Source organism: Methylobacillus pratensis (assembly GCF_054072455.1).
Window position 1 is genome coordinate 753756 of sequence record NZ_JBSUSR010000001.1, and the last position, 20006, is coordinate 773761.

The window sequence follows — 20006 nt, forward strand, 5'->3', positions numbered from 1 at the left end:
ATGGCTCAGAAAATACTGTTGGCAGACGACCACGCAGTAGTGCGCAGCGGTTTACGCACCTTATTGGAAAACGCGGGCTACCAGGTGACCGCCGAGGCGGAAAACGGCGAGCGCGCCTGCACGCTTTGGCAGGAACACCACCCCGACCTGGGGATTCTCGACTTGGACATGCCCGGGATCGGCGGATTGGAAACCCTGCACCGCATCATTGCGCGCGATGGCAATGCCCGCCTGATCATTTTCAGCATGCATAACGACAATATCTATGCAGCCCGCGCCATGCAGGCTGGCGCCAAGGGCTACGTCGTTAAGACCGACGCGCCGGAAGTATTGCTGGAGGCCGTGAAACAAGTGCTGCGCGGTGGTCGCTACATCGGCCACGAACTGGCACAGCACCTCGCCATGGACCGCTTCACGCCTACCGAAAATCCATTGGAAAAACTCTCCCCGCGGGAGTTCGAAGTGTTTCGCCGGATTGCCGAAGGCGTTTCCTTGACCGGCATCGCGGAACAATTACACATCGGCTACAAGACCGCCGCCAACATCCAGACCCAGGTAAGGCAGAAGCTCAATGTGCAAACCACGGGGCAGTTGGTGCATATGGCGATACGCTTCGGCATCACCCAGCAGCGGGATTGATTCAAGGCAAAAAAAAACCAGGTGTCAGCCTGGTTTTGATAAATCCTTAGTGGTATGGAGTTGAACAACAGGCTTGATGGGGAAACGTCTTACTGAAAAATCCAAGCTGTTAAGTAGCATCCTATGCCTAAGCGGTTGAATCAGCCACCGCATTAATTCCCCAAAAATACCAGGAATTATTCCCGACAATGACAAAATCTTTCGATTTTCAGGAAGGCATACCGAAAAACCCGGGAATCATGCTTCAACCTTCAATTACGCCATGCTTGATAGCGAGTCGGACCAGTTCGATCGGGCTGGTAATGCCTAATTTCTGCTTCAGCAGCGTCTGGTAATTCGCTACGGTTTTCTGGCTGATCTTGAGGATCGTGGAAATCTCCTCTATGCCCTTACCCGCAGCCAGCAGGCGGAATACTTCAAACTCGCGCGCGGACAACAGGCGCGTCGGGTCGTCGCTTCCCGAGAGCGTCTGCAACGCAATCTGCTGGGCGATTCCCGGGCTCAGGTATCCCTTGCCCTGCGCCACCTCGCGCACCGCCTGGACCAGATCGTCCGCCGCGCCGGACTTGGCAACATAGGCCCTGGCACCCGCGCCCAGCGCCTGCGATGCGAATGCGGCATTCTCATGCATGGAAAAAATAATGACGCGGGCCTGGGGATAGCGCGCAATGATGCGCCGCAAGGCTTCCAGCCCGCCCATACCGGGCATGGACATATCCATCACGACAACGTCAGGCACATGCTCGCCATAGAACTGGTACGCCTGTTCCCCGCTGTCCGCCTCGGCAATGACCTCCACACCGTCATTTTGCTCAAGCAGGCGCCGCAGGCCGGAGCGGACGACCTCATGATCGTCCACCAACATGACGCGAATATTCACACTCATTGTTTATCCCCTACTGATTCTTGTAATGGCAGCTCGACATTGACGCGCGCGCCGGCAGCCAAAGCGCTTTCCAATGAGAAACGCCCTCCCAGGCCTTCCACGCGCTCACGCATGCCGGCCAGGCCGAAACCCGAGGGCAACTGGGCAGTATTGAACCCCCGTCCGTTATCCTCAACGGCAATCCTGAGCATAGCACCCTCGATACTGATCCGTATATCCACCTGGCTGGCATGCGCATGGCGGGTGACGTTGGTCAGGCATTCCTGCACGATGCGGTAGACCGCGATTGCCGTCGTCTCATCCTGAACGTCGTCGAGACGCTCCGGAATCTCGAAACGCACTTCAACCTGCTGGTTACGCTGTTTCCAGGTATTCACCAGGTCTGTCACGGCAGTGCTGAGCCCGAACGCATCCAGACCGGACGGACGCAACCTCTGCAGCATGTCATGCACGATATCCATCATCTGCCGCGCCACGACGCTGATGGCTTTGGCGCTTTCCTTGGCCCCTTCGATATTCTTGGCGTTGAGGATGGCGGAAGCGTCGACATGCACGGCCGTGAGGTACTGCCCGATTTCATCATGTAGGTCGCGCGCGAGGTTCTTGCGCTCGTCCTCCTGCAGACGGATCATCTGCTGCGTGAGCTTATGATTGTTGTGAATGCTCGTTTCAAGCGTTTCGGCCATGGCATTGAACTTGCGGCTGATGCCAGCCAGCTCCGGCAGTTCAAACTCCGGCAACCGCGCCTTCAGGTTGCCGCGCTCCAGCTCGTTCAACGCCGTCATTACGCTGTCGACCGGCCGCATCGCGCGTCCCACCGCCCAATACACCAACGCATTGACGGCCACAAAGAAAATCGCCACGAGCAGCAGCAACCCCATGATATCGCCGAGCACTTCCTGGATTTCATAGCTGGGATCGGGGGTGACGACCAACTCGCCGATCATGCGGCCGCTGACAAAAATCTTGCGGCGGATTTCAGGCATGGCCGGGGAAATGAATCCCATGGTCCGCACTAGCCAGGAAGCGGGTTCCTGCTTGTCGCCTTCAATATTGCTATCCCGCAGGCGCCCGTTCGCGTCAAAAAACTCAATGCGCAGGTGCCGGACGTTTCCCAGGCTGTGCAACCGGAACATGGAATTGGAATTTTGGCCATCAGTCTCGCGCAGCCAGGCAAAGTCGGAGGTGTAATGCAGTATTTCCGCATCCAGCAGGTGCATGGCCAGCGTAGCGGTGGATTGCACTTCCGCACGTACGTCATCCCGCGCGTTATGGACCATCATGATTGCAGCAAGCAACAGCACCGATGCCAACAGCAGGGTAATGATCAGGTTGAGACGTAATTTTAGGTTCATCGGCGAACTTGATTGAGCAGGCGGTTGCGGGTGATTGCGCAATTTAAATCAGTTCTCCGAAAACAGAAACGGGAAAAAGTCCCGACACCTATCCATTCAGCACGAAATTTGAATGAACATTTCCCCCTACCCAAGTGACACATTCCTACAGCCACCGGCCCGCTCACTCTCTAGAATGGGTCCCAGAAGTTAAGAGTTCACTCCATGTTCTTTGCAACTTCTCCATAGTGTAATGCCAGCGTGAAAACTCACGCTGGCTTTTTTCTTTTATGGATATGTAGATTTGAAATGGGCAACATCCGTTGCCCTGGACATTACTTCTTCTTGGTCTTCAACTCTTCGGTCAAATGCGGCGACAGGACCTGCAGCATCTGGGCGAACACCTTGGGGTTGGCTGCGACGATATTGCCGCTTTCCAGGAAACCCTCGTTGCCCTCGAAATCCCCGACCAAGCCGCCTGCTTCGTGCACCAGCAAAGCGCCAGCCGCAATATCCCAGGTAGAGAGGCCGATTTCCCAGAAACCGTCAAACCATCCGGCCGCGACATAAGCCAGGTCAAGCGCGGCAGAGCCGGGACGGCGCAAGCCGGCGGTTTTCTTCACCATGTCCTTGAACATGCCGAGGTAAGTCTCGAAATGGGTGAAGTCGCGGAACGGGAAACCCGTGCCGATCAGGGAATCCTGCAACTTGGGTCGATTGGTGACACGGATACGCTTATTGTTCAGGAAAGCGCCGCCGCCGCGAATGGCGGTAAACAGATCGTTCCGGCTAGGATCGTAGATGACCGCGCGCGTGATCTGGCCCTTTTGCCTTAATGCGATCGAAACGGAATATTGCTGGAAACCATGCAGGAAATTGGTCGTGCCGTCCAACGGATCAATGATCCAGACGTTTTCCGCATCCTCGTCCTGCTTGCCGCTTTCCTCGCCAAAAAACCCATGGTCAGGATAAGCGTTCTTCAGCACATCAATAATGGCAGCCTCGGCAGCATGGTCGATTTCACTGACGAAATCGTTGTAATCCTTGCTGCGCACCGTCAGGGCGCCCACATCCAAAGAGCCACGATTGATAATATCGCCTGCACGGCGGGCGGCCTTGACCGCATTGTTCAACAAATGCATAGATTCTTTCCGTTATCGATGTCCCGGCAGGCCGGGCTGGTTTTAAAGAACAAGTGGCAAATGTGCTTTTTCGAGCACAAGGCCTAAACTGTTAAAATGATATTTTAAGCTTTATTGCCATGACCTCCAAACCCAACCTGCTGCAACAAATCCGTATCGTGCTCTGCCAGACAAGCCACCCAGGCAACATAGGGGCCGCTGCTCGCGCCATGAAGACCATGGGGTTGTCACGGCTCTTGCTGGTCAAGCCGAAATCGTTCCCTCATACCGAGGCGACCGCCATGGCATCGGGCGCTACTGACATCCTCGATAACGCCGAGGTATGCGCAACCTTGGCGGAGGCATTGCATGGCACAACGCTTGCCATCGGCATGAGCGCACGCAGGCGCGAACTTTCACATGAGTTGGTCTCAGCCCATGAGGGCGTGCAACGCGCGATTGACGCAGCCCACGACTCCCCTGTCGCCATCGTGTTCGGCACGGAAATGAGCGGGCTTTCCAATGCGGAACTCGACCATTGTCAATTACTGGCTATGATTCCCGCCAACCCGGAATACTCCTCGCTCAATCTTGCCGCAGCCGTGCAGGTCATCAGCTATGAGCTGCGCATGGCCGCACTGGACAATCCGCAACCAGCCAGCACCGAACCCGCCCCATTGGCCACCAGCGACGAGGTCGAGCGTTTCTACGCACACCTGGAGCAGGTACTGGTCGAGATCGGCTTTCTGAATCCTGCACAACCCAAGCGCCTGATGCAGCGCCTGCGCCGCATGTATGGCCGCGCAGGGCTGGAAAAAGAGGAAGTCAACATCCTGCGGGGCATACTCAGCGCCACGCAAACGCCCTATCCGCCACGAACGCCTTCCCCTTGAGACATCAACGCTTGCATCCAATTTCAGAGTAAAATAGTAGGATGTTCAGCAAAATCAAAGAAGACATCAGCGTTGTATTCGAGCGGGATCCTGCCGCCCGCACGCGCTGGGAAATCCTCACCACCTATCCGGGCGTACATGCCCTGCTCATACACCGGGTCTCGCACCGGCTCTGGCGGATGCGCCTTTACTGGCTGGCCAGGCTCAGCTCCTATATCGCACGCTGGCTCACCGGCATTGAAATCCATCCTGGCGCCGTCATCGGCCGGCGCGTCTTCATCGACCACGGCATGGGCGTGGTCATCGGCGAGACTGCCGTGATCGGTGACGACTGTACCCTGTACCACGGCGTCACCCTGGGCGGCACCTCCTGGAACAAAGGCAAGCGCCATCCCACATTGTTGAACGGCGTCGTGATCGGCGCGGGCGCGAAAGTGCTCGGCCCGATCACGATCGGCGCCAAAGCCAAGATCGGCTCGAATGCCGTTGTCGTCAAGGACATCCCCGACAATGCCACCGCCGTCGGCATTCCCGCGCGCATCGTCGACCAGGAACAGCCACGGCAGCAGGACAGCATGGCGGAAAAGATCGGCTTTGCAGCCTATGCCGTCAGCGAAAACATGAACGATCCTTTGAACAAGGCCATTCATGCCCTCATTGAGCATATCGCCTATCAGGACAACCAACTGCAGGAGGTCAAGCAGCAGTTGGCAAAACTCGGTGCAGACATCGAAACCGATGCCGAAGTCGGGCACGCTTTCGATGTGAACTACATCAACAAAATAGTTGACTAAAGTGTTCAGGTATTCTAGAATTCCAGTCTAGAAATCCGTCGTGAAAAAGCCGCGCCAACCCAGTAATGGCGCGCCATCCGAACAACTTTAGGAACTGAACATGCGATTAACCACAAAAGGCCGTTTTGCAGTGACTGCGATGCTGGATCTGGCCCTCAACGAAGAGGAAAAGCCGGTCACCCTTGCTGGCATCAGCGAGCGCCAAGGCATTTCCCTTTCCTACCTAGAACAGCTTTTCAGCCGCCTCCGCCGCAACGGCCTGGTAAAGAGCGTGCGCGGCCCAGGCGGCGGTTATCGCTTGGCCAAAAACCACCATGACATTTCCGTATCGGACATCATCACAGCCGTGGATGAGCTGATCGACGCCACCCAGTGCGGCGGCAAGGAAAACTGCCACGAAGGCAAGCCTTGCATGACGCACGACCTGTGGTCCAGCCTCAACGCCAAGATACTGGAATACCTCTCTGGCGTTGCGCTTGCCGATCTGGTGGCCTCTCAGCGCGAAGGCAAGGAAATCCGCTTCACGGTGCGCCGCGAAACCTCGCGCCCGCAGGTACAGGTCGCAGCCTAAGCCAAGGATTGCAACATGCGCCCGGTCTATTTTGACAACAATGGCACCACAGCCCTTCACCCCACGGTGTTGCAGGCCATGCTGCCATATTTGTCGGAACAGCAAGGCAATGCCACCAGCCGCCACATTTACGGCCGCTCGGCGCGCAATGCCATTGACCAGGCACGCGAACAGGTAGCGGATGCCGTTGGCGCGCACCCTTCACAAGTAATCTTCACCAGCGGCGGCACCGAAGCTGACAACCTTGCCATCACGGGCGTAGCCAATGCCTTGGGCAAAGGCAGGATTGCCGTCAGCAGCCTGGAGCACCCAGCGGTATCCCGGCCGGCCGAAGCGCTGAGGTGGCAAGGCTGGGAGCTTGAGCGGATTGCCAGCAACCAGCATGGGCAGGTTGAAAAAACCTCGCTGGAATCCATATTGAAAAATAAGACCGACATGGTCTCGGTCATGCTGGCGAATAACGAGACTGGCGTGGTCCAGGATGTTGCCGGCCTGGGTGAGCTTGCACGTGAGCACAAGGCTTACATGCATACCGATGCGGTGCAGGCGCTAGGCAAGATGGACGTGGACTTCGGCAGCCTCAATGTGCATGCCATGAGCCTGTCGTCACACAAGATCAATGGCCCTCAAGGCGCCGGCGCATTGATCCTGGACAAGCGGATTGATATCCAGCCGTTACTCTACGGCGGCGGACAGGAAAGAGGCTTGAGGAGCGGCAGCGAGAACATCGCCGCGATCGTGGGCTTTGGCGCCGCCTGCGAGCTGGCATCCGTGGAAGCGCGACGCCGTCGCAGCGAATTGGCCTTCCTGCGCGAGCATTTGGAGCAAGGCATCCGCAAGCTGGATGCGATTATTTTCGGTGCCGGAGCCGAGCGTTTGCCCAACACCAGCTTTTTTGCATTCAGCGGCATTGAAGGCGAAACCCTGGTGATGGCATTGGACAAGCAAGGGTTTGCGGTTGCGAGCGGTTCGGCCTGTTCCAGCGACAATACCGAGCCCAGCCATGTCCTGCTGGCCATGGGCGTCCAGCCGGATACCGCTCGTGGCGCGATCAGGGTCAGCCTGGGCACGAATAACGACATAGATGAGGTCAACGCCTTCCTGCAAGCGCTGGAACGCGAACTCGCAAGATTGAGAAAGTTAACTGCTATCGCAGTTTAGGAAATCGGAAAATGACAGTACGCACGCCAATTTATCTGGATTATTCAGCCACCACCCCGATCGATCCACGGGTGGCTGAAAAGATGATCCCCTACCTTACCGAACACTTCGGTAACCCGGCATCGCGCAGCCATGCCTTCGGCTGGACAGCGGAAAAGGCCGTGGAGAACGCACGCGAGGAAGTAGCCAAGCTGGTGAATGCCGACCCGCGCGAAATCGTCTGGACTTCAGGCGCGACCGAATCCAACAACCTGGCAATCAAGGGCGCGGCCAATTTCTACAGCCCCTCGAAGGGCAAACATATCATCACGGTGCAAACCGAGCACAAGGCGGTAATCGATACGGTGCGTGAGCTTGAGCGCCTGGGCTACGAAGCGACCTACCTGATTCCCGAGCCCAACGGCCTGGTCGACCTGGAAAAATTCAAGGCGGCCTTGCGTCCGGATACCGTGCTGGTATCGGTCATGCTGGTCAACAACGAAATCGGCGTGATCCAGGATATCGAAGCAATCGGCAATATCTGCCGCGAGCAAGGCGTGATTTTCCACGTGGATGCCGCGCAGGCCACCGGCAAAGTGCATATCGACCTGCAAAAGCTGCCTGTGGACCTCATGAGCTTCTCCGCCCACAAGACTTACGGCCCCAAAGGCATTGGCGCCCTGTACGTGCGCCGCAAGCCGCGCGTGCGCATCGAGGCGCAGATGCATGGCGGTGGTCATGAACGCGGCATGCGTTCAGGCACGCTGGCAACCCACCAGATCGTCGGCATGGGAGAGGCTTTCCGTATCGCTCGTGAAGAAATGGATAGCGAGAACGTACGCATTCGCCAGTTGCGCGACAGGCTGCTCAAGGGATTGGAGGAGATTGACGAGGTCTACGTCAATGGCGACCTGGAACACCGCGTCGCCCACAACCTGAACATCAGCTTCAACTTTGTCGAGGGCGAATCGTTGATCATGGCGGTCAAGGACATTGCCGTTTCCAGCGGTTCCGCGTGCACCTCGGCCAGCCTGGAGCCGTCTTATGTCCTGCGGGCGCTGGGTCGTTCGGACGAATTGGCGCACAGTTCCATCCGCTTCTCGATCGGGCGCTTCACGACGGAAGAGGATATCGATTACACCGTGCAATTGATGAAGAGCAAGATCGGCAAGCTCCGCGAATTGTCCCCGCTTTGGGAGATGCACCTGGAAGGTGTGGACCTGAATAGCGTGGCATGGGCAGCGCATTAAGGAATATTTCGGGCAAGCCTGGTTGGCCCCATAGGGGGCAAGATTGATAAATGCACCTGCCGAGGTGCCGCGAGCGGTAACAGCGGCATATTGGCAACATTGAGGAGTAGAAAAATGGCTTATTCAGACAAAGTACTCGACCACTACGAAAACCCACGCAACGTAGGCTCGCTGGACAAGAGCGACCCTTCCGTCGGCACCGGCATGGTGGGCGCGCCAGCCTGCGGCGACGTGATGAAACTGCAAATCAAGGTCAACGAGCAGGGCATCATCGAGGACGCCAAGTTCAAGACTTACGGCTGCGGCTCCGCGATTGCTTCCAGCTCGCTCGTGACCGAGCTCATCAAGGGCAAGTCCCTCGACCAGGCGATGGAAATCAAGAATTCCGACATCGCACAAGAGCTGGCACTGCCTCCGGTCAAGATCCATTGCTCCGTGCTGGCAGAAGACGCCATCCGTGCAGCGGTGGCGGACCTCAAGGCCAAGCAGGGCGTCAAGGACGAACAGGCAGCCTAAAGGAGGTCCATGCATGGCAATTTCGCTGACAGAAACTGCAGCCAAGCGGGTGCAGAAGTTCCTTGCCAACCGCGGCAAAGGCGTTGGCCTGCGCCTGGGCGTCAAGACGACGGGCTGTTCCGGCATGGCTTACACCCTGGAGTTCGTTGACGACATCCATCCGGAAGACCTGGTGTTTGAAAGCCATGACGTCAAGGTGATCGTCGACCCGAAAAGCCTGGTCTACATCGACGGCACAGAGCTGGATTTTGCCAAGGAAGGCCTCAATGAGGGCTTCAAGTTCAACAACCCGAACGTGAAGGACGAATGCGGCTGCGGTGAAAGCTTTACGGTATAGCCCGCTTTCCCCTGCCGCTGGTGGCCAGCAGTAGCCTGGCTGCCCTCTCCTGTTCAATCTCCATCCTTTATGTTCAATATACAGCAGAACCACTTTGAGCTCTTTGGCCTGCCTGCCCAGTTCGCACTGGATATGGCATTGCTGGACCAGCACTACCGCAAACTGCAGGCAGAAGTGCATCCCGACCGTTTCGTGGCGGCCTCGCCCAACGAGCGCATGCAATCCATGCAGTGGGCAACCCAGGCCAACGAGGCCTACCGTACCCTCAAGCATCCAACGTCGCGCGCTCGTTACCTGCTGCAATTGCAAGGCGTGGACACGGATGAGGAAAGCAACACGGCCATGCCTGCCGATTTCCTCATGCTGCAGATGGAGTGGCGTGAAGCAGTGGAAGAAGCGTTTGGCGACGGCGACGTCACGGCTCTGGACGCCCTGCTCAAGGACATGCGTGAACAGGCCAAGACGCTGGAGCAAACATTGGCCGATACATTGGACCGGCAACATGCATGGCAGGAAGCCGCTGACATTGTGCGCAAATTGAGTTTCGTCGACAAAATACGCAGCGATGTCGAACATAAGATAAGCAAACTGGAAGACGAGTAACGGCAAGCTATGGCTTTACTACAGATATCAGAACCCGGCATGAGCACGGCGCCGCACCAGCATCGCCTGGCGGTGGGCATAGACCTGGGTACGACCAATTCCCTTGTCGCGACGGTGCGCAGTGGCCTGAGCACGGTCCTGCTTGATGAAGCCGGACACGCATTGCTCCCTTCCGTCGTGCACTACACCGCCGATGGCCAGATCGAGGTCGGCTATCCTGCCCAGCTACAGCAAAGCCAGGACCCGCAGAACACCATCGTATCGGTCAAGCGCTTTCTCGGTCGCGGTCTGGGTGATATCGGGGATACCAACCATCTGCCGTACCGCTTTGTTGAAATGCCGGGCATGGTGCAAATTGAAACCCGCGCCGGCATCAAGAGCCCGGTCGAGGTTTCTGCCGAGATACTAAAAGCGCTCAAGGCGCGTGCCGAGCAGGTCCTTGGGGGAGAGCTGACCGGCGCCGTCATCACAGTACCGGCCTACTTCGACGATGCCCAGCGCCAGGCCACCAAGGATGCCGCCCGCCTTGCCGGGTTGAACGTGCTGCGCCTGTTGAACGAACCGACGGCGGCCGCCATCGCCTATGGCCTGGATAACTCGTCGGAAGGCATTTACGTCATCTACGACCTTGGCGGCGGCACTTTTGACGTTTCCATCCTGCGCCTGACCAAGGGCGTTTTCGAGGTATTGTCCACCAACGGCGACTCCGCGCTTGGCGGAGACGACTTCGACCGCCGCATTTTCTGCTGGATATTGGAACAGGCGCGCCTGCAGCCCCTCAACCCCGCCGATACGCGCCTGCTCATGACCAAAGCCAAGGAAGCCAAGGAATGGCTCACCGAGCATGCAAGCGCCAATATCACTGCCGTGCTCAGCGATGGCGAAATAGTGAACCTGACCCTGGGCCAGGCGGAGTTCCACAGCCTCACCCAGCAACTGCTCAACCGCACCTTGACCCCGATACGCAAAGCATTGCGGGACGCCTCGCTGGCGGTGGAGGACGTGAAGGGCATTGTGCTCGTGGGCGGGGCGACCCGCATGCCGCAAGTACGCCAGGCCGTCACCGGCTTTTTCGGGCAGGAACCCTTGACCAACCTGGACCCGGACCAGGTCGTCGCGCTCGGGGCGGCCATCCAAGCCAATATCCTCGCGGGCAACCGGCATGACGATGAACTGCTGCTGCTGGATGTCATCCCGCTTTCCCTAGGTTTGGAAACCATGGGCGGGCTGGTCGAGAAAGTCATCCCCCGCAACTCCACCTTGCCTATCGCGCGCGCGCAGGATTTCACCACCTTCAAGGACGGCCAGACGGCCATGAGCATCCACGTCCTGCAAGGGGAGCGCGAGCTGGTAACGGACTGCCGCTCGCTGGGCAGATTCGAATTGCGCGGCATCCCACCGATGGCGGCAGGCGCGGCGCGCATTCGCGTGACGTTCCAGGTCGACGCCGACGGGCTACTGTCGGTATCGGCGCAGGAACAGACCAGCGGCGCCCATGCCAATATCGTGGTCAAGCCGTCCTATGGCCTGAGCGAGGACCAGATCACCAGCATGCTGCAAGCCTCATTCACTTCTGCGGAGGCGGACAAGCACGCCCGTGCGCTACAGGAAGCCAGGGTAGATTCCGCCAGGCTGCTGGAAGCGATTGAAGCAGCGTTGCGCCAGGATGGCGCCACGCTGTTGAACGACGAGGAAAGAGCCGAGATCACCAGGCAAATGGAAAACCTGCGCAACTTTTCACAACAGGAGGATAGCGACGCGATCAACAAGGCCGTCGATGCCCTCAATCACGCGACGGAGACCTTTGCCGCGCGCCGCATGGATGCCTCGGTCAGGCAGGCGCTTGCCGGGCAATCACTGAATACTCTGGAACTCTAGGCCATGGCAAAAATTACTGTTCTTCCCCATCCGGAATACTGCCCTGAGGGCAAGACATTCGAAGCGCAACCAGACAGGTCGATCTGCCACAACCTGCACAAGCAGGATATCGACATCGACAGCGCATGTGGCGGCGTATGCGCCTGCACCACCTGCCACGTCTATATCCAGAAGGGTTACAACTCGCTATCCGAGCCTGAGGAAATAGAGGAAGACATGCTGGACCAGGCCTGGGGGCTGAAACCCAATTCCCGCCTCTCCTGCCAGGCCATCGTCGGTGACGAGGATATCGTGGTGGAAATACCGATCTACTCCCTCAACCTGGCCAAGGAACCTCCCCACTAGCCAGTTTCATTTACGGGCTCAGGCCTCGGCTAGCCCAGGCTCCTGAAGCTGAAGGTCACGGAGATAGGTGCGCCCTGCGCGCCGCGCTGTGTCAAAGCGCAACATGCCGAGGAAATCCTCCCCGGTGAGCGGGCGGCTGAAGATATACCCCTGCAACTGGTCGCATCCCTGCCTCCGCAGGAACTCGAGCTGCGCCTGGGTTTCCACCCCCTCGGCCACCACATTGATCTTGAGGCTGTGCGCCATGGCGATGATGGCCTGCGTGATCGCCATATCGTCGCTATCCTGCGGGATGTCGCGCACGAAGGAGCGGTCGATCTTCAACGAGTCGATGGGAAAATGCTTAAGATAGCCCAGAGATGAATACCCGGTGCCGAAGTCATCGATCAACACGTGGCTGCCCAAGTCGCGGAAATGCTGCAGCATCTGGCTGGCGCGTTCCGCATTCTGCATGATCATGCTCTCCGTGATCTCCAGCTCCAGGCAATCCGGCGTGAGGCCGCTCTCCTCCAATGCATTGATGATCGCCTTGTGCAGGCTGTCCTCGCGGAACTGCCGCGCGGAAATATTCACGCCCACCCGTACCGGCCTACCGGCAACCGACTGCCAGCGGTAGGCGTCGCGGCATGCCTGCTGCAGCACCCATTCGCCGATCTCGATAATCAGCCCGGTTTCCTCGGCGATCGGGATGAAATCCTGTGGGGGGACCAGGCCGAGTTCGGCACTGTGCCAGCGGATCAAGGCTTCCGCACCGATGATGGCCTGTTCGGCCAGGTCCAGCTTGGCCTGGTACAGCAAGGTGAATTCGTTGCGTTCCAGCGCGCGGCGCAAGCTGTTCTCCAGCGTCAGGCGGCTGACGCTGCTGGCGTTGCTTTCCGCGGAATAGAAATGGAAGGTGTTCTTGCCGTCGTCCTTGGCGCGGTACATCGCCATGTCAGCATTCTTGAGCAGGGAGAAGATATCGACGCCATCCTCAGGATAGACGCTGATGCCGATGCTGGCGCTGATGTACAGCTCCTGCTGCATCAGGATGAACGGCTGCGCCAGCGCATGCATGATCTTGCGCGCTACGTTCGCCAAGTATTGCTGCTCGGTGAAGTCCTCGACCAATACCACAAACTCGTCCCCGCCCTGGCGGGCAATGGTATCCGTCTGCCGCAAGCATTCCCGCAGCCGGCCCGCAGCCTCCTGCAGCAGCATGTCGCCGGCCTGGTGGCCCAGCGTGTCATTGATGATCTTGAACCGGTCGAGATCGATGAACAGCACCCCTATCCGCTGCTGATAGCGCTGCGCCCGCAACAAGGCCAGCTCGGTGCGCTCCTGCAACAGTCCACGGTTTGGCAGGCCGGTCAGGCCGTCGTGCGTGGCAAGGAACTGCAGCCGCTCCTCGGATTGCTTGCGCTGGCTGATATCCGTCAACACCACGACGTAGTTCTGCAAGATGCCGTTACTATCGTGCACGGTGCTGATGGACACCCATTCCGGGTAGTATTCGCCGCTCTTTTTGTGGGCGAGCAATTCGCCCATCCATTTTCCATGCTTCCCTACCAGGCTGCCGATCGTCTGCCCGTCCTCCCCCGGTTCATCCAGCAAGGACAAGCGCACGCCGATGCAATCCCCGCGCTCATATCCGTTCATGTCCAGGTAGGCCTGGTTGACCTCCAGGATATTGAGGTCGCGATCCGCAATCAGGATGGCCTCGCTGGTATTGTCAAACACCTGCTTGGAAAGGTTGAGGCTGGCTTCCGCAGCCTTGCGGGCGGTAATGTCCAGCATCACGCCGAGCAATTCCTGCGGCTTGCCGAACCGGTCCGGGATGACGCGTACGATGTCCTGCAGCCAGACTACCCTGCCATCCGCGGCCAGCATCCGGTATTCGAGCACATGATCCTTGATTTGCAGGGTTTCCCGGGCGCAGAAGTCGACCGCCCACTCCCGGTCGTCCGGATGCATGGTCTGCATCCAGAAACCGGGATTGCCCGTCCATTCCTGTATCGGGTATCCCAGCAGGCTTTCGGCCTCCTGGCTGACAAAAGTGAAGGCCGCATCCGGCGTCGCCCGCCACACCACCGCCTTCACGGATTCCACCAGCTCGCGATACTCCGAGCGGCTTTGCAGCAAGGCCTCCTCCGCCTGCTTGCGGCTGCTGATATCGATAATCAGCACCACGACGCGCTCGCTGCCGTCACGATAGTTGGCCGCAGCCACCTCGATCGGGATCGGCTTGCCCGACTTGCTGATCGCCATCGCTTCGTAACGGCTCGGCGTATATTCGCCGCGGACGCGTTGCGCATAATGCTGCGCCACGCGCTCGCGGTCGCTCGGATGGATCAGGCTGAGGAAGTTTGACCCCATCGGGATGTCGCGGGCATCGTATCCGCCAATTTTCCATAGGGCCTCGTTGGCGTAAATGATCTTGCCGTCCTCGATCACCACCACGCCTTCGCCGGCATCGGACTGGGCATTGCTCAACGCGTTGTAAAGTCCCAGTTGCCGCCTGAGTTGCTCATCCGCATGCAGGCGCCCCACATGCAGGCCCGACAATCCCACGCCTATCGACACGGTCACCAGCGCAAACATCCAATAATTGAACAAGGCCGCATTGCTGATTTCCATGCTGAAATAGCCGTGGTAGCCTCCACCGCCCCACAAGGCCGTCATGACGATCAACAGGGAAGCTACGGCCGCCCCCCGTTGATGAAAGCTCAATGCCGCCCAGATCACCAACGGAAAGACCAGGAACGCCTTGGCTTCCAGTTCCCCTGCCTGGGACAAGAGGTCATTGAACGCAAGGAAGCACAAGCCCAGCAGCATGCCGGCCAGAGCGACGGCTTCCAATATCCTGGTCCTGGTCCAGCGGATAGGCTCGTAGTAGAAGCAAGCCAGGATGGCGGGCGTCAACAGGATAATGCCCAGGGCGTCCCCCATCCACCACTGCAGCCAGGTGACATACAGGGCCGGACCCTGCACGACGCCGAATAACTGCAGCACCAAGCTGCCCAGGCTTGCACTGAGCAATGGGCTGAAGACCGCGCCTACCAGCACCATCCCCATGAGGTCGCGCAGGCGCGTCATCGCAGGCTCGAACCTGAGGTAGCGCTTGAGGATGTAGTAGCCTGCGACAGCGCCGGCGAGCGCGCCAGCACCGACCAAGAGCGCTGCGGCGAAGGGCAGTCCGGCACTATATTGTGTCGCCACCACCCCGAGCAGCAGTCCGGGCAGCATGCGTGCGCCGCCTAGTATCAATACCGCCAGCGCAAACCCGGCGGGCGGCCAGATGAAGGTGGAAAAGGTGGCGGGCGTCCCGAGCTGGATGGTGCTATGCCCGAGGAGGAAATATCCCAGGGCTATCGCCACCGAGATCAGCAAATATCGGATCGGCCTGGTTCGTTGAGCAGACTGGTGACTTGATATATACATAATCTACGCATTGTAGTAGTAAATTCCTACAACTGCGGTTAAAAATCTTTCAACAAATAAAAAGCCCGCGCATGGCGGGCTGAAGCGTGTGTTGAACCGGTTTTAGAAGTTGTATTGCAACTGGAATCGCAATATATCGGTGTTGTATTTCGAGTATGGCGCAGTCGCCAGGTTGTTGCGGTCCAGCTTGGAATAATAAGCCGTGAACTCGATTTCCGGCACAGGCTGCCACTCGAAACCGGCTTCCCAGTCATTGACATGGTTCTGCGGCGCGTTGGTCTCGAATTTCTGCGCGCCGTCAAAGTACTGCCATTTCACGAACGGGATCATGACGCCGTAGCCGTAGAAATCCTTGATCCGGTACATGGCCTGGATGTAGCCGCCGTTGAGCGATTTTTCCTCGACCATGGTGCCCGCGTCGTTCAGAGAAGGTCCCTTGCCCCAGTTCCATTCCGCCTGCAGGCCGAAAGGCTGAGGATACAGCACAGCGTGAACGCCAACGCGCTGATCCTTGAAGCCGTCGGTCTTGGAATCTGCCGCCACCGTGCCGCTCCTGCTCGGCTTGAAGGTGCCGTAAATCCCCTGGATACCCGCTTCGAAAATCTGTCCATTCTCGAACTTGACCGGATAAGTGAAACGCGAGACCAAATGCAGATTGTCGTTGTTCTCGGAGCGGTTGGCGCCGGTGCCGTTGTAGGCGCCGAAGGCGAATACGCCGTAGTTGCCCGAGCCTTTCAGGCCGCTGTCCACGAGGTACTTGAACATCTCCTGCTTGTCTTTCGGCGTGTAGTAGTAGAAGACGCCCAGGTCGCGCTCATCCTTACAGCAGCTGTTCACGGCGTCGTTGCGGTCCAGCGCGATACGGTTCTGGCTTGACTGCAGGTTCTCGAAACCGTATGGAATCTTGGATTGGCCGACACGCAAACGGTGTATCCGGTCCTTGGTCAAGTAGATGTCGCCGTAGGCGTCGCGCAACTGGGCAATATTGCCAGTCCCATCGCCTGTACGGCTGGCAAAATCCGGCTGGATATAATAGGACAGGCGCTCGCCAATATCCCCGGAGAAAACCAGGCGCATACGGCGGATCAGGAAGTTGGTGTTATCCCCAATCGAGCGGTCCGCCTGGTGGGCAATCTCCTTGTCGCCGCCGATGATGGGGTTGCTGCGGATCTGCATATAGCCTCGCACCTTCATGGTGTCAGCCCAGCTCTTGCCGGAACTGGATGGCTTTGGCGCAGGCGCCATGGCGATCTTGTCGAGCTTTTCCTCCAGCTCTCTTTGCCTCAGCTCCAGCTCCTGCTTCATTTCAACCAGATCGATGCTGGCAGCGTTCTCGCTCTTGGCTTCTGCTGTGCTATCAACTGATTTGAAGGTTCCCATTTTCACCCGGTTAGGTCCGGGTTCGGAGAAAATCTGTTTGGTCGTGGAGTCCACATACAACTCCAACACCTGCGCATCCGCCATTGCAGTGGCTGATGTCGTTGCCAGCATTACTGCTGTCGCTAAGGCTCTGCGGGCCATTTTCCCTGTTGTCATCGCAATCACTTTACAATCCATGCACTTAATTTTATTTAGGACTATGTATCAGAACTAGATACTTGCTCATGGCGGCAAGACCGCCTATCGCTGATGGAGCTTGGCTTCCAAGGCGATATGGCGTGCAGTATGTGGTTGCAATGTGACTGAATGATGTACTGAAAATGACAGTTTTATGACATACAGGTAAATTCCGGCATCAAAAAAGAACTAGAAAACCGCCTTCCTTTCCATTATTTTCATCAAACCGTCATGGTTTAACTGCATGATGCGATGAAATTTTTGCCAAATCCTTTCACAAACTTACATTTCTTTACAATAAGTTTTTTATAGAAACAATAAAATTTACCTATAATAATCATATTTATACGGAACAAAATAATTCCGATCCTGTCTTTCATAAGACCGTTTACCCATACATCATCTATTAATACGATAAATTTTTAACTTAGCAGGGGAAGTAAAAACATGTACAAACACCCACTAAAAGACCGCGACAAAATGTCACCGCAAGAAGCCATGGCCATCCTGCTGGAAGGCAACGAACGCTTCACCCAGAATATTTCGGCCCACCGTGATTTGCTGAACGTAGTGAACATCACCAAGGACAAGCAGCATCCTTTTGCCGCCATCCTCAGTTGCAGCGATTCACGCACCTCGACAGAATTGATTTTCGATCAGGGCCTGGGCGATCTTTTCAGCGTGCGCCTGGCAGGGAACATTGCCTCGCGCAAGGCGATTGGCAGCCTGGAATACTCATGCAAATACCTAGGCAGCAAGCTGATCGTCGTGCTTGGCCACACCAATTGCGGCGCAGTCAAGGCAGCCTGCGACGGTTTCTCCGGCGGCCATATCGGCGAAATCACCAAGATGATCTTTCCTGCCGTCGAAGCTGAAAAGCAGACCAAGGAAAACCGCTCATCCTCGAACGATACCTTTGTCGGCCATGTCTGCGAACTCAACGTCAAGACCCAGATCGACACCATTTGGAACTCCAGCGACATCCTGCGAGAGCTCTTGAACAAAGGCGAAATCGGCATTGTCGGCGGCGTATACGACCTGGCCACAGCCAAGGTGGATTTCCCCGAGACCTACCAGATATTCAGCGCAGACCATCCCTTGGTGCAGAACTAGGCCGAATCGGGACTACCTCTTTCTCAGGATCAAACTAGCATGACAACTCAAACCAATACGGCTGAAGTAAAAGCGGGCAGCCTCAGCAAAGACTTCTTTGCCTCCATTGTGGTGTTTCTGGTGGCAGTGCCATTATGTCTTGGCATCGCGATTGCCTCAGGCTTACCGCCGACAGCCGGCATCATCACGGGCATTATCGGCGGACTGGTGGTCGGGTCGATTTCGGGCTCCCCGTTGACCGTTAGCGGCCCGGCCGCAGGCCTGGTCGTGATCGTGGCCGATATCGTCGCCGAGTTCGGCCTGGCCATTTACGGCGTGATCGTACTCGCGGCAGGCTTCGTGCAAATACTCGCCGGCGTGTTCAAACTCGGGGTATGGTTCCGCGCTATCTCGCCTGCGGTGATCCACGGCATGCTGGGCGGTATCGGCATACTGATCATCGGTTCGCAATTCCACATCATGCTGGACCGCGATCCTCTGTCTAGCGGCATCAAGAACCTGATGGACATCCCTAACGGGCTGCTGGAAACATTCGAATCGCACGGCGGCAATATTTACGCCGCGATTACCGGCATCATCACCATTGCCGCCATCGTGCTTTGGACACGTTATGCCCCTACGCGGCTCAAGCTGATTCCAGGCGCATTGATCGGGGTGGTATTGGCAGTGATCGTCGCCAACCTGTTCAGCTTCGACATCAAGTACCTCACCGACCTGTTCGACGGCCCGACCAACCTGCAGAACATCCTAGGCACCATCATCACCCCGACGATGAGCACCGTTGAAGCCTCCATGACAGCCGGCGTGCTGCTCGCGGTCGTGTCGCTCGCCTTCATTGCCAGTGCGGAGTCATTGCTGTCTTGCGCCGCGGTTGACCAGATGCACCAGGGCGTTCGTACCAAGTACGACCGCGAGCTGATGGCGCAAGGCGTGGGTAACGCCATTTGCGGCTTCCTCAGCGCATTGCCGATGACAGGCGTGATCGTGCGCTCCAGCGCCAACGTCGAAGCAGGCGCCACCAGCCGCGCTTCCACCATCATGCACGGCTTGTGGCTGTTGCTGTTCATCAGTATTTTCCTGTTCACATTGGAATACATCCCGGTCGCGACCCTGGCCGGCGTCTTGGTGTATACCGGCTACAAGCTGGCCTATCCCAAGGTGGCCAAGGAGCTGCTGGCTTACGGCAAGGCCGAGCTGGCCATCTACATCATCACCATCGTCACCATCGTCAGCTTCAACCTGCTGGCAGGCGTCGTCACCGGCCTGGCATTGTCGATTGCAAAGCTGCTGTACGTGTTCTCCCATGTCTCCATCAAGGCGGAGCACCAGCCAAACAGCAAGCAAACCACGCTGCACCTGAAAGGCTCAGCCACCCAACTTGGCATTCCCAAGCTGGTTTCCGTGCTGGACCATCTGGAAGCCGGCCGCGATATCCATGTGCAGTTTGATGATCTCGAATATATCGATCATGCCTGCATCGAGTTGCTCAATGGCTGGCAAAAGCAATACCAGATGACTGGCGGCAATGTCACCATCGAATGGGATAGCCTGATTGGTAAATACCATGCCAAGGAAGCTGCCGCTGCCAATGGCATTTGACCAGTAGCTT

Annotated in this window: 18 protein-coding genes; 13 read left to right on the top strand and 5 right to left on the bottom strand. The window is 57.5% G+C overall.

Annotated elements, in window-relative coordinates; translation table 11 throughout:
* A complete protein-coding gene (locus ACW4YW_RS03425) occupies positions 1–639 on the top strand; it encodes a response regulator transcription factor (protein ID WP_309564762.1) in 639 nt (212 codons plus the stop codon).
* A 244-nt stretch (positions 640–883) separates the two neighbouring features.
* On the opposite strand, the gene ACW4YW_RS03430 is transcribed toward ACW4YW_RS03425, so the two are convergent.
* The 3 genes from ACW4YW_RS03430 to ACW4YW_RS03440 all read right to left on the bottom strand — a co-directional run bounded on the left by ACW4YW_RS03430 (position 884) and on the right by ACW4YW_RS03440 (position 4001).
* Positions 884–1525 carry a response regulator transcription factor gene (locus ACW4YW_RS03430; protein ID WP_309564761.1) on the bottom strand — a complete coding sequence of 214 codons (642 nt, stop codon included), beginning with the start codon at positions 1523–1525 and terminating at the stop codon, positions 884–886.
* A complete protein-coding gene (locus ACW4YW_RS03435; RefSeq protein WP_457136272.1) occupies positions 1522–2880 on the bottom strand; it encodes an ATP-binding protein in 1359 nt (452 codons plus the stop codon). The genes ACW4YW_RS03430 and ACW4YW_RS03435 overlap by 4 nt, the downstream gene beginning before the upstream one ends.
* A 314-nt stretch (positions 2881–3194) precedes the next feature.
* Positions 3195–4001 carry an inositol monophosphatase family protein gene (locus ACW4YW_RS03440; RefSeq protein WP_457136273.1) on the bottom strand — a complete coding sequence of 269 codons (807 nt, stop codon included), beginning with the start codon at positions 3999–4001 and terminating at the stop codon, positions 3195–3197.
* 119 nt (positions 4002–4120) lie between these two features.
* On the opposite strand from ACW4YW_RS03440, the gene ACW4YW_RS03445 reads away from it, so the two are divergent.
* From ACW4YW_RS03445 to fdx, 10 genes are all read left to right on the top strand, one after another.
* Positions 4121–4873: an RNA methyltransferase gene (locus tag ACW4YW_RS03445; protein ID WP_457136274.1), complete on the top strand. Its 753-nt coding sequence runs from the start codon at positions 4121–4123 to the stop codon at positions 4871–4873.
* A 41-nt stretch (positions 4874–4914) separates the two neighbouring features.
* Positions 4915–5667 (top strand): serine O-acetyltransferase, encoded by a 753-nt coding sequence (cysE, locus tag ACW4YW_RS03450; protein ID WP_457136275.1) that lies wholly within the window; start codon positions 4915–4917, stop codon positions 5665–5667.
* A gap of 100 nt (positions 5668–5767) precedes the next feature.
* The gene (iscR, locus tag ACW4YW_RS03455; RefSeq protein ID WP_457136276.1) at positions 5768–6238 is read left to right on the top strand and encodes a Fe-S cluster assembly transcriptional regulator IscR; all 471 of its coding nucleotides are present in this window, start codon (positions 5768–5770) and stop codon (positions 6236–6238) included.
* 15 nt (positions 6239–6253) lie between these two features.
* Complete coding sequence (locus ACW4YW_RS03460) at positions 6254–7399, top strand: cysteine desulfurase family protein (RefSeq protein WP_457136277.1); 1146 nt, start codon at positions 6254–6256, stop codon at positions 7397–7399.
* Between the two features lie 11 nt (positions 7400–7410).
* The gene (locus ACW4YW_RS03465) at positions 7411–8628 is read left to right on the top strand and encodes an IscS subfamily cysteine desulfurase (RefSeq protein WP_457136278.1); all 1218 of its coding nucleotides are present in this window, start codon (positions 7411–7413) and stop codon (positions 8626–8628) included.
* Positions 8629–8742: 114 nt separating this feature from the next.
* Positions 8743–9144, top strand: coding sequence for a Fe-S cluster assembly scaffold IscU (gene iscU, locus ACW4YW_RS03470; RefSeq protein ID WP_457136279.1), 402 nt, complete (start codon positions 8743–8745; stop codon positions 9142–9144).
* A 13-nt stretch (positions 9145–9157) separates the two neighbouring features.
* Positions 9158–9481 carry an iron-sulfur cluster assembly protein IscA gene (gene iscA, locus ACW4YW_RS03475; RefSeq protein ID WP_309564752.1) on the top strand — a complete coding sequence of 108 codons (324 nt, stop codon included), beginning with the start codon at positions 9158–9160 and terminating at the stop codon, positions 9479–9481.
* Positions 9482–9550: 69 nt separating this feature from the next.
* Entirely contained in the window at positions 9551–10084 is a 534-nt protein-coding gene (hscB, locus tag ACW4YW_RS03480) for a Fe-S protein assembly co-chaperone HscB (RefSeq protein ID WP_457136280.1), read from the top strand.
* 9 nt (positions 10085–10093) lie between these two features.
* The gene (hscA, locus tag ACW4YW_RS03485; protein WP_457136281.1) at positions 10094–11962 is read left to right on the top strand and encodes a Fe-S protein assembly chaperone HscA; all 1869 of its coding nucleotides are present in this window, start codon (positions 10094–10096) and stop codon (positions 11960–11962) included.
* Between the two features lie 3 nt (positions 11963–11965).
* Positions 11966–12307, top strand: coding sequence for an ISC system 2Fe-2S type ferredoxin (gene fdx / locus ACW4YW_RS03490; RefSeq protein WP_457136282.1), 342 nt, complete (start codon positions 11966–11968; stop codon positions 12305–12307).
* Between the two features lie 18 nt (positions 12308–12325).
* Here fdx and ACW4YW_RS03495 read toward each other — a convergent pair whose 3' ends face one another.
* The gene (locus tag ACW4YW_RS03495; RefSeq protein WP_457136283.1) at positions 12326–15727 is read right to left on the bottom strand and encodes a bifunctional diguanylate cyclase/phosphodiesterase; all 3402 of its coding nucleotides are present in this window, start codon (positions 15725–15727) and stop codon (positions 12326–12328) included.
* 102 nt (positions 15728–15829) lie between these two features.
* On the bottom strand, positions 15830–17218 hold the full coding sequence (locus ACW4YW_RS03500) for a porin (RefSeq protein ID WP_457136284.1): 1389 nt from the start codon (positions 17216–17218) through the stop codon (positions 15830–15832).
* A 513-nt stretch (positions 17219–17731) separates the two neighbouring features.
* On the opposite strand from ACW4YW_RS03500, the gene ACW4YW_RS03505 reads away from it, so the two are divergent.
* Both ACW4YW_RS03505 and ACW4YW_RS03510 read left to right on the top strand, forming a co-directional pair.
* Entirely contained in the window at positions 17732–18397 is a 666-nt protein-coding gene (locus tag ACW4YW_RS03505) for a carbonic anhydrase (RefSeq protein WP_457136285.1), read from the top strand.
* 39 nt (positions 18398–18436) lie between these two features.
* Positions 18437–19996 carry a SulP family inorganic anion transporter gene (locus ACW4YW_RS03510; protein ID WP_457136286.1) on the top strand — a complete coding sequence of 520 codons (1560 nt, stop codon included), beginning with the start codon at positions 18437–18439 and terminating at the stop codon, positions 19994–19996.
* Positions 19997–20006: the final 10 nt, after the last annotated feature.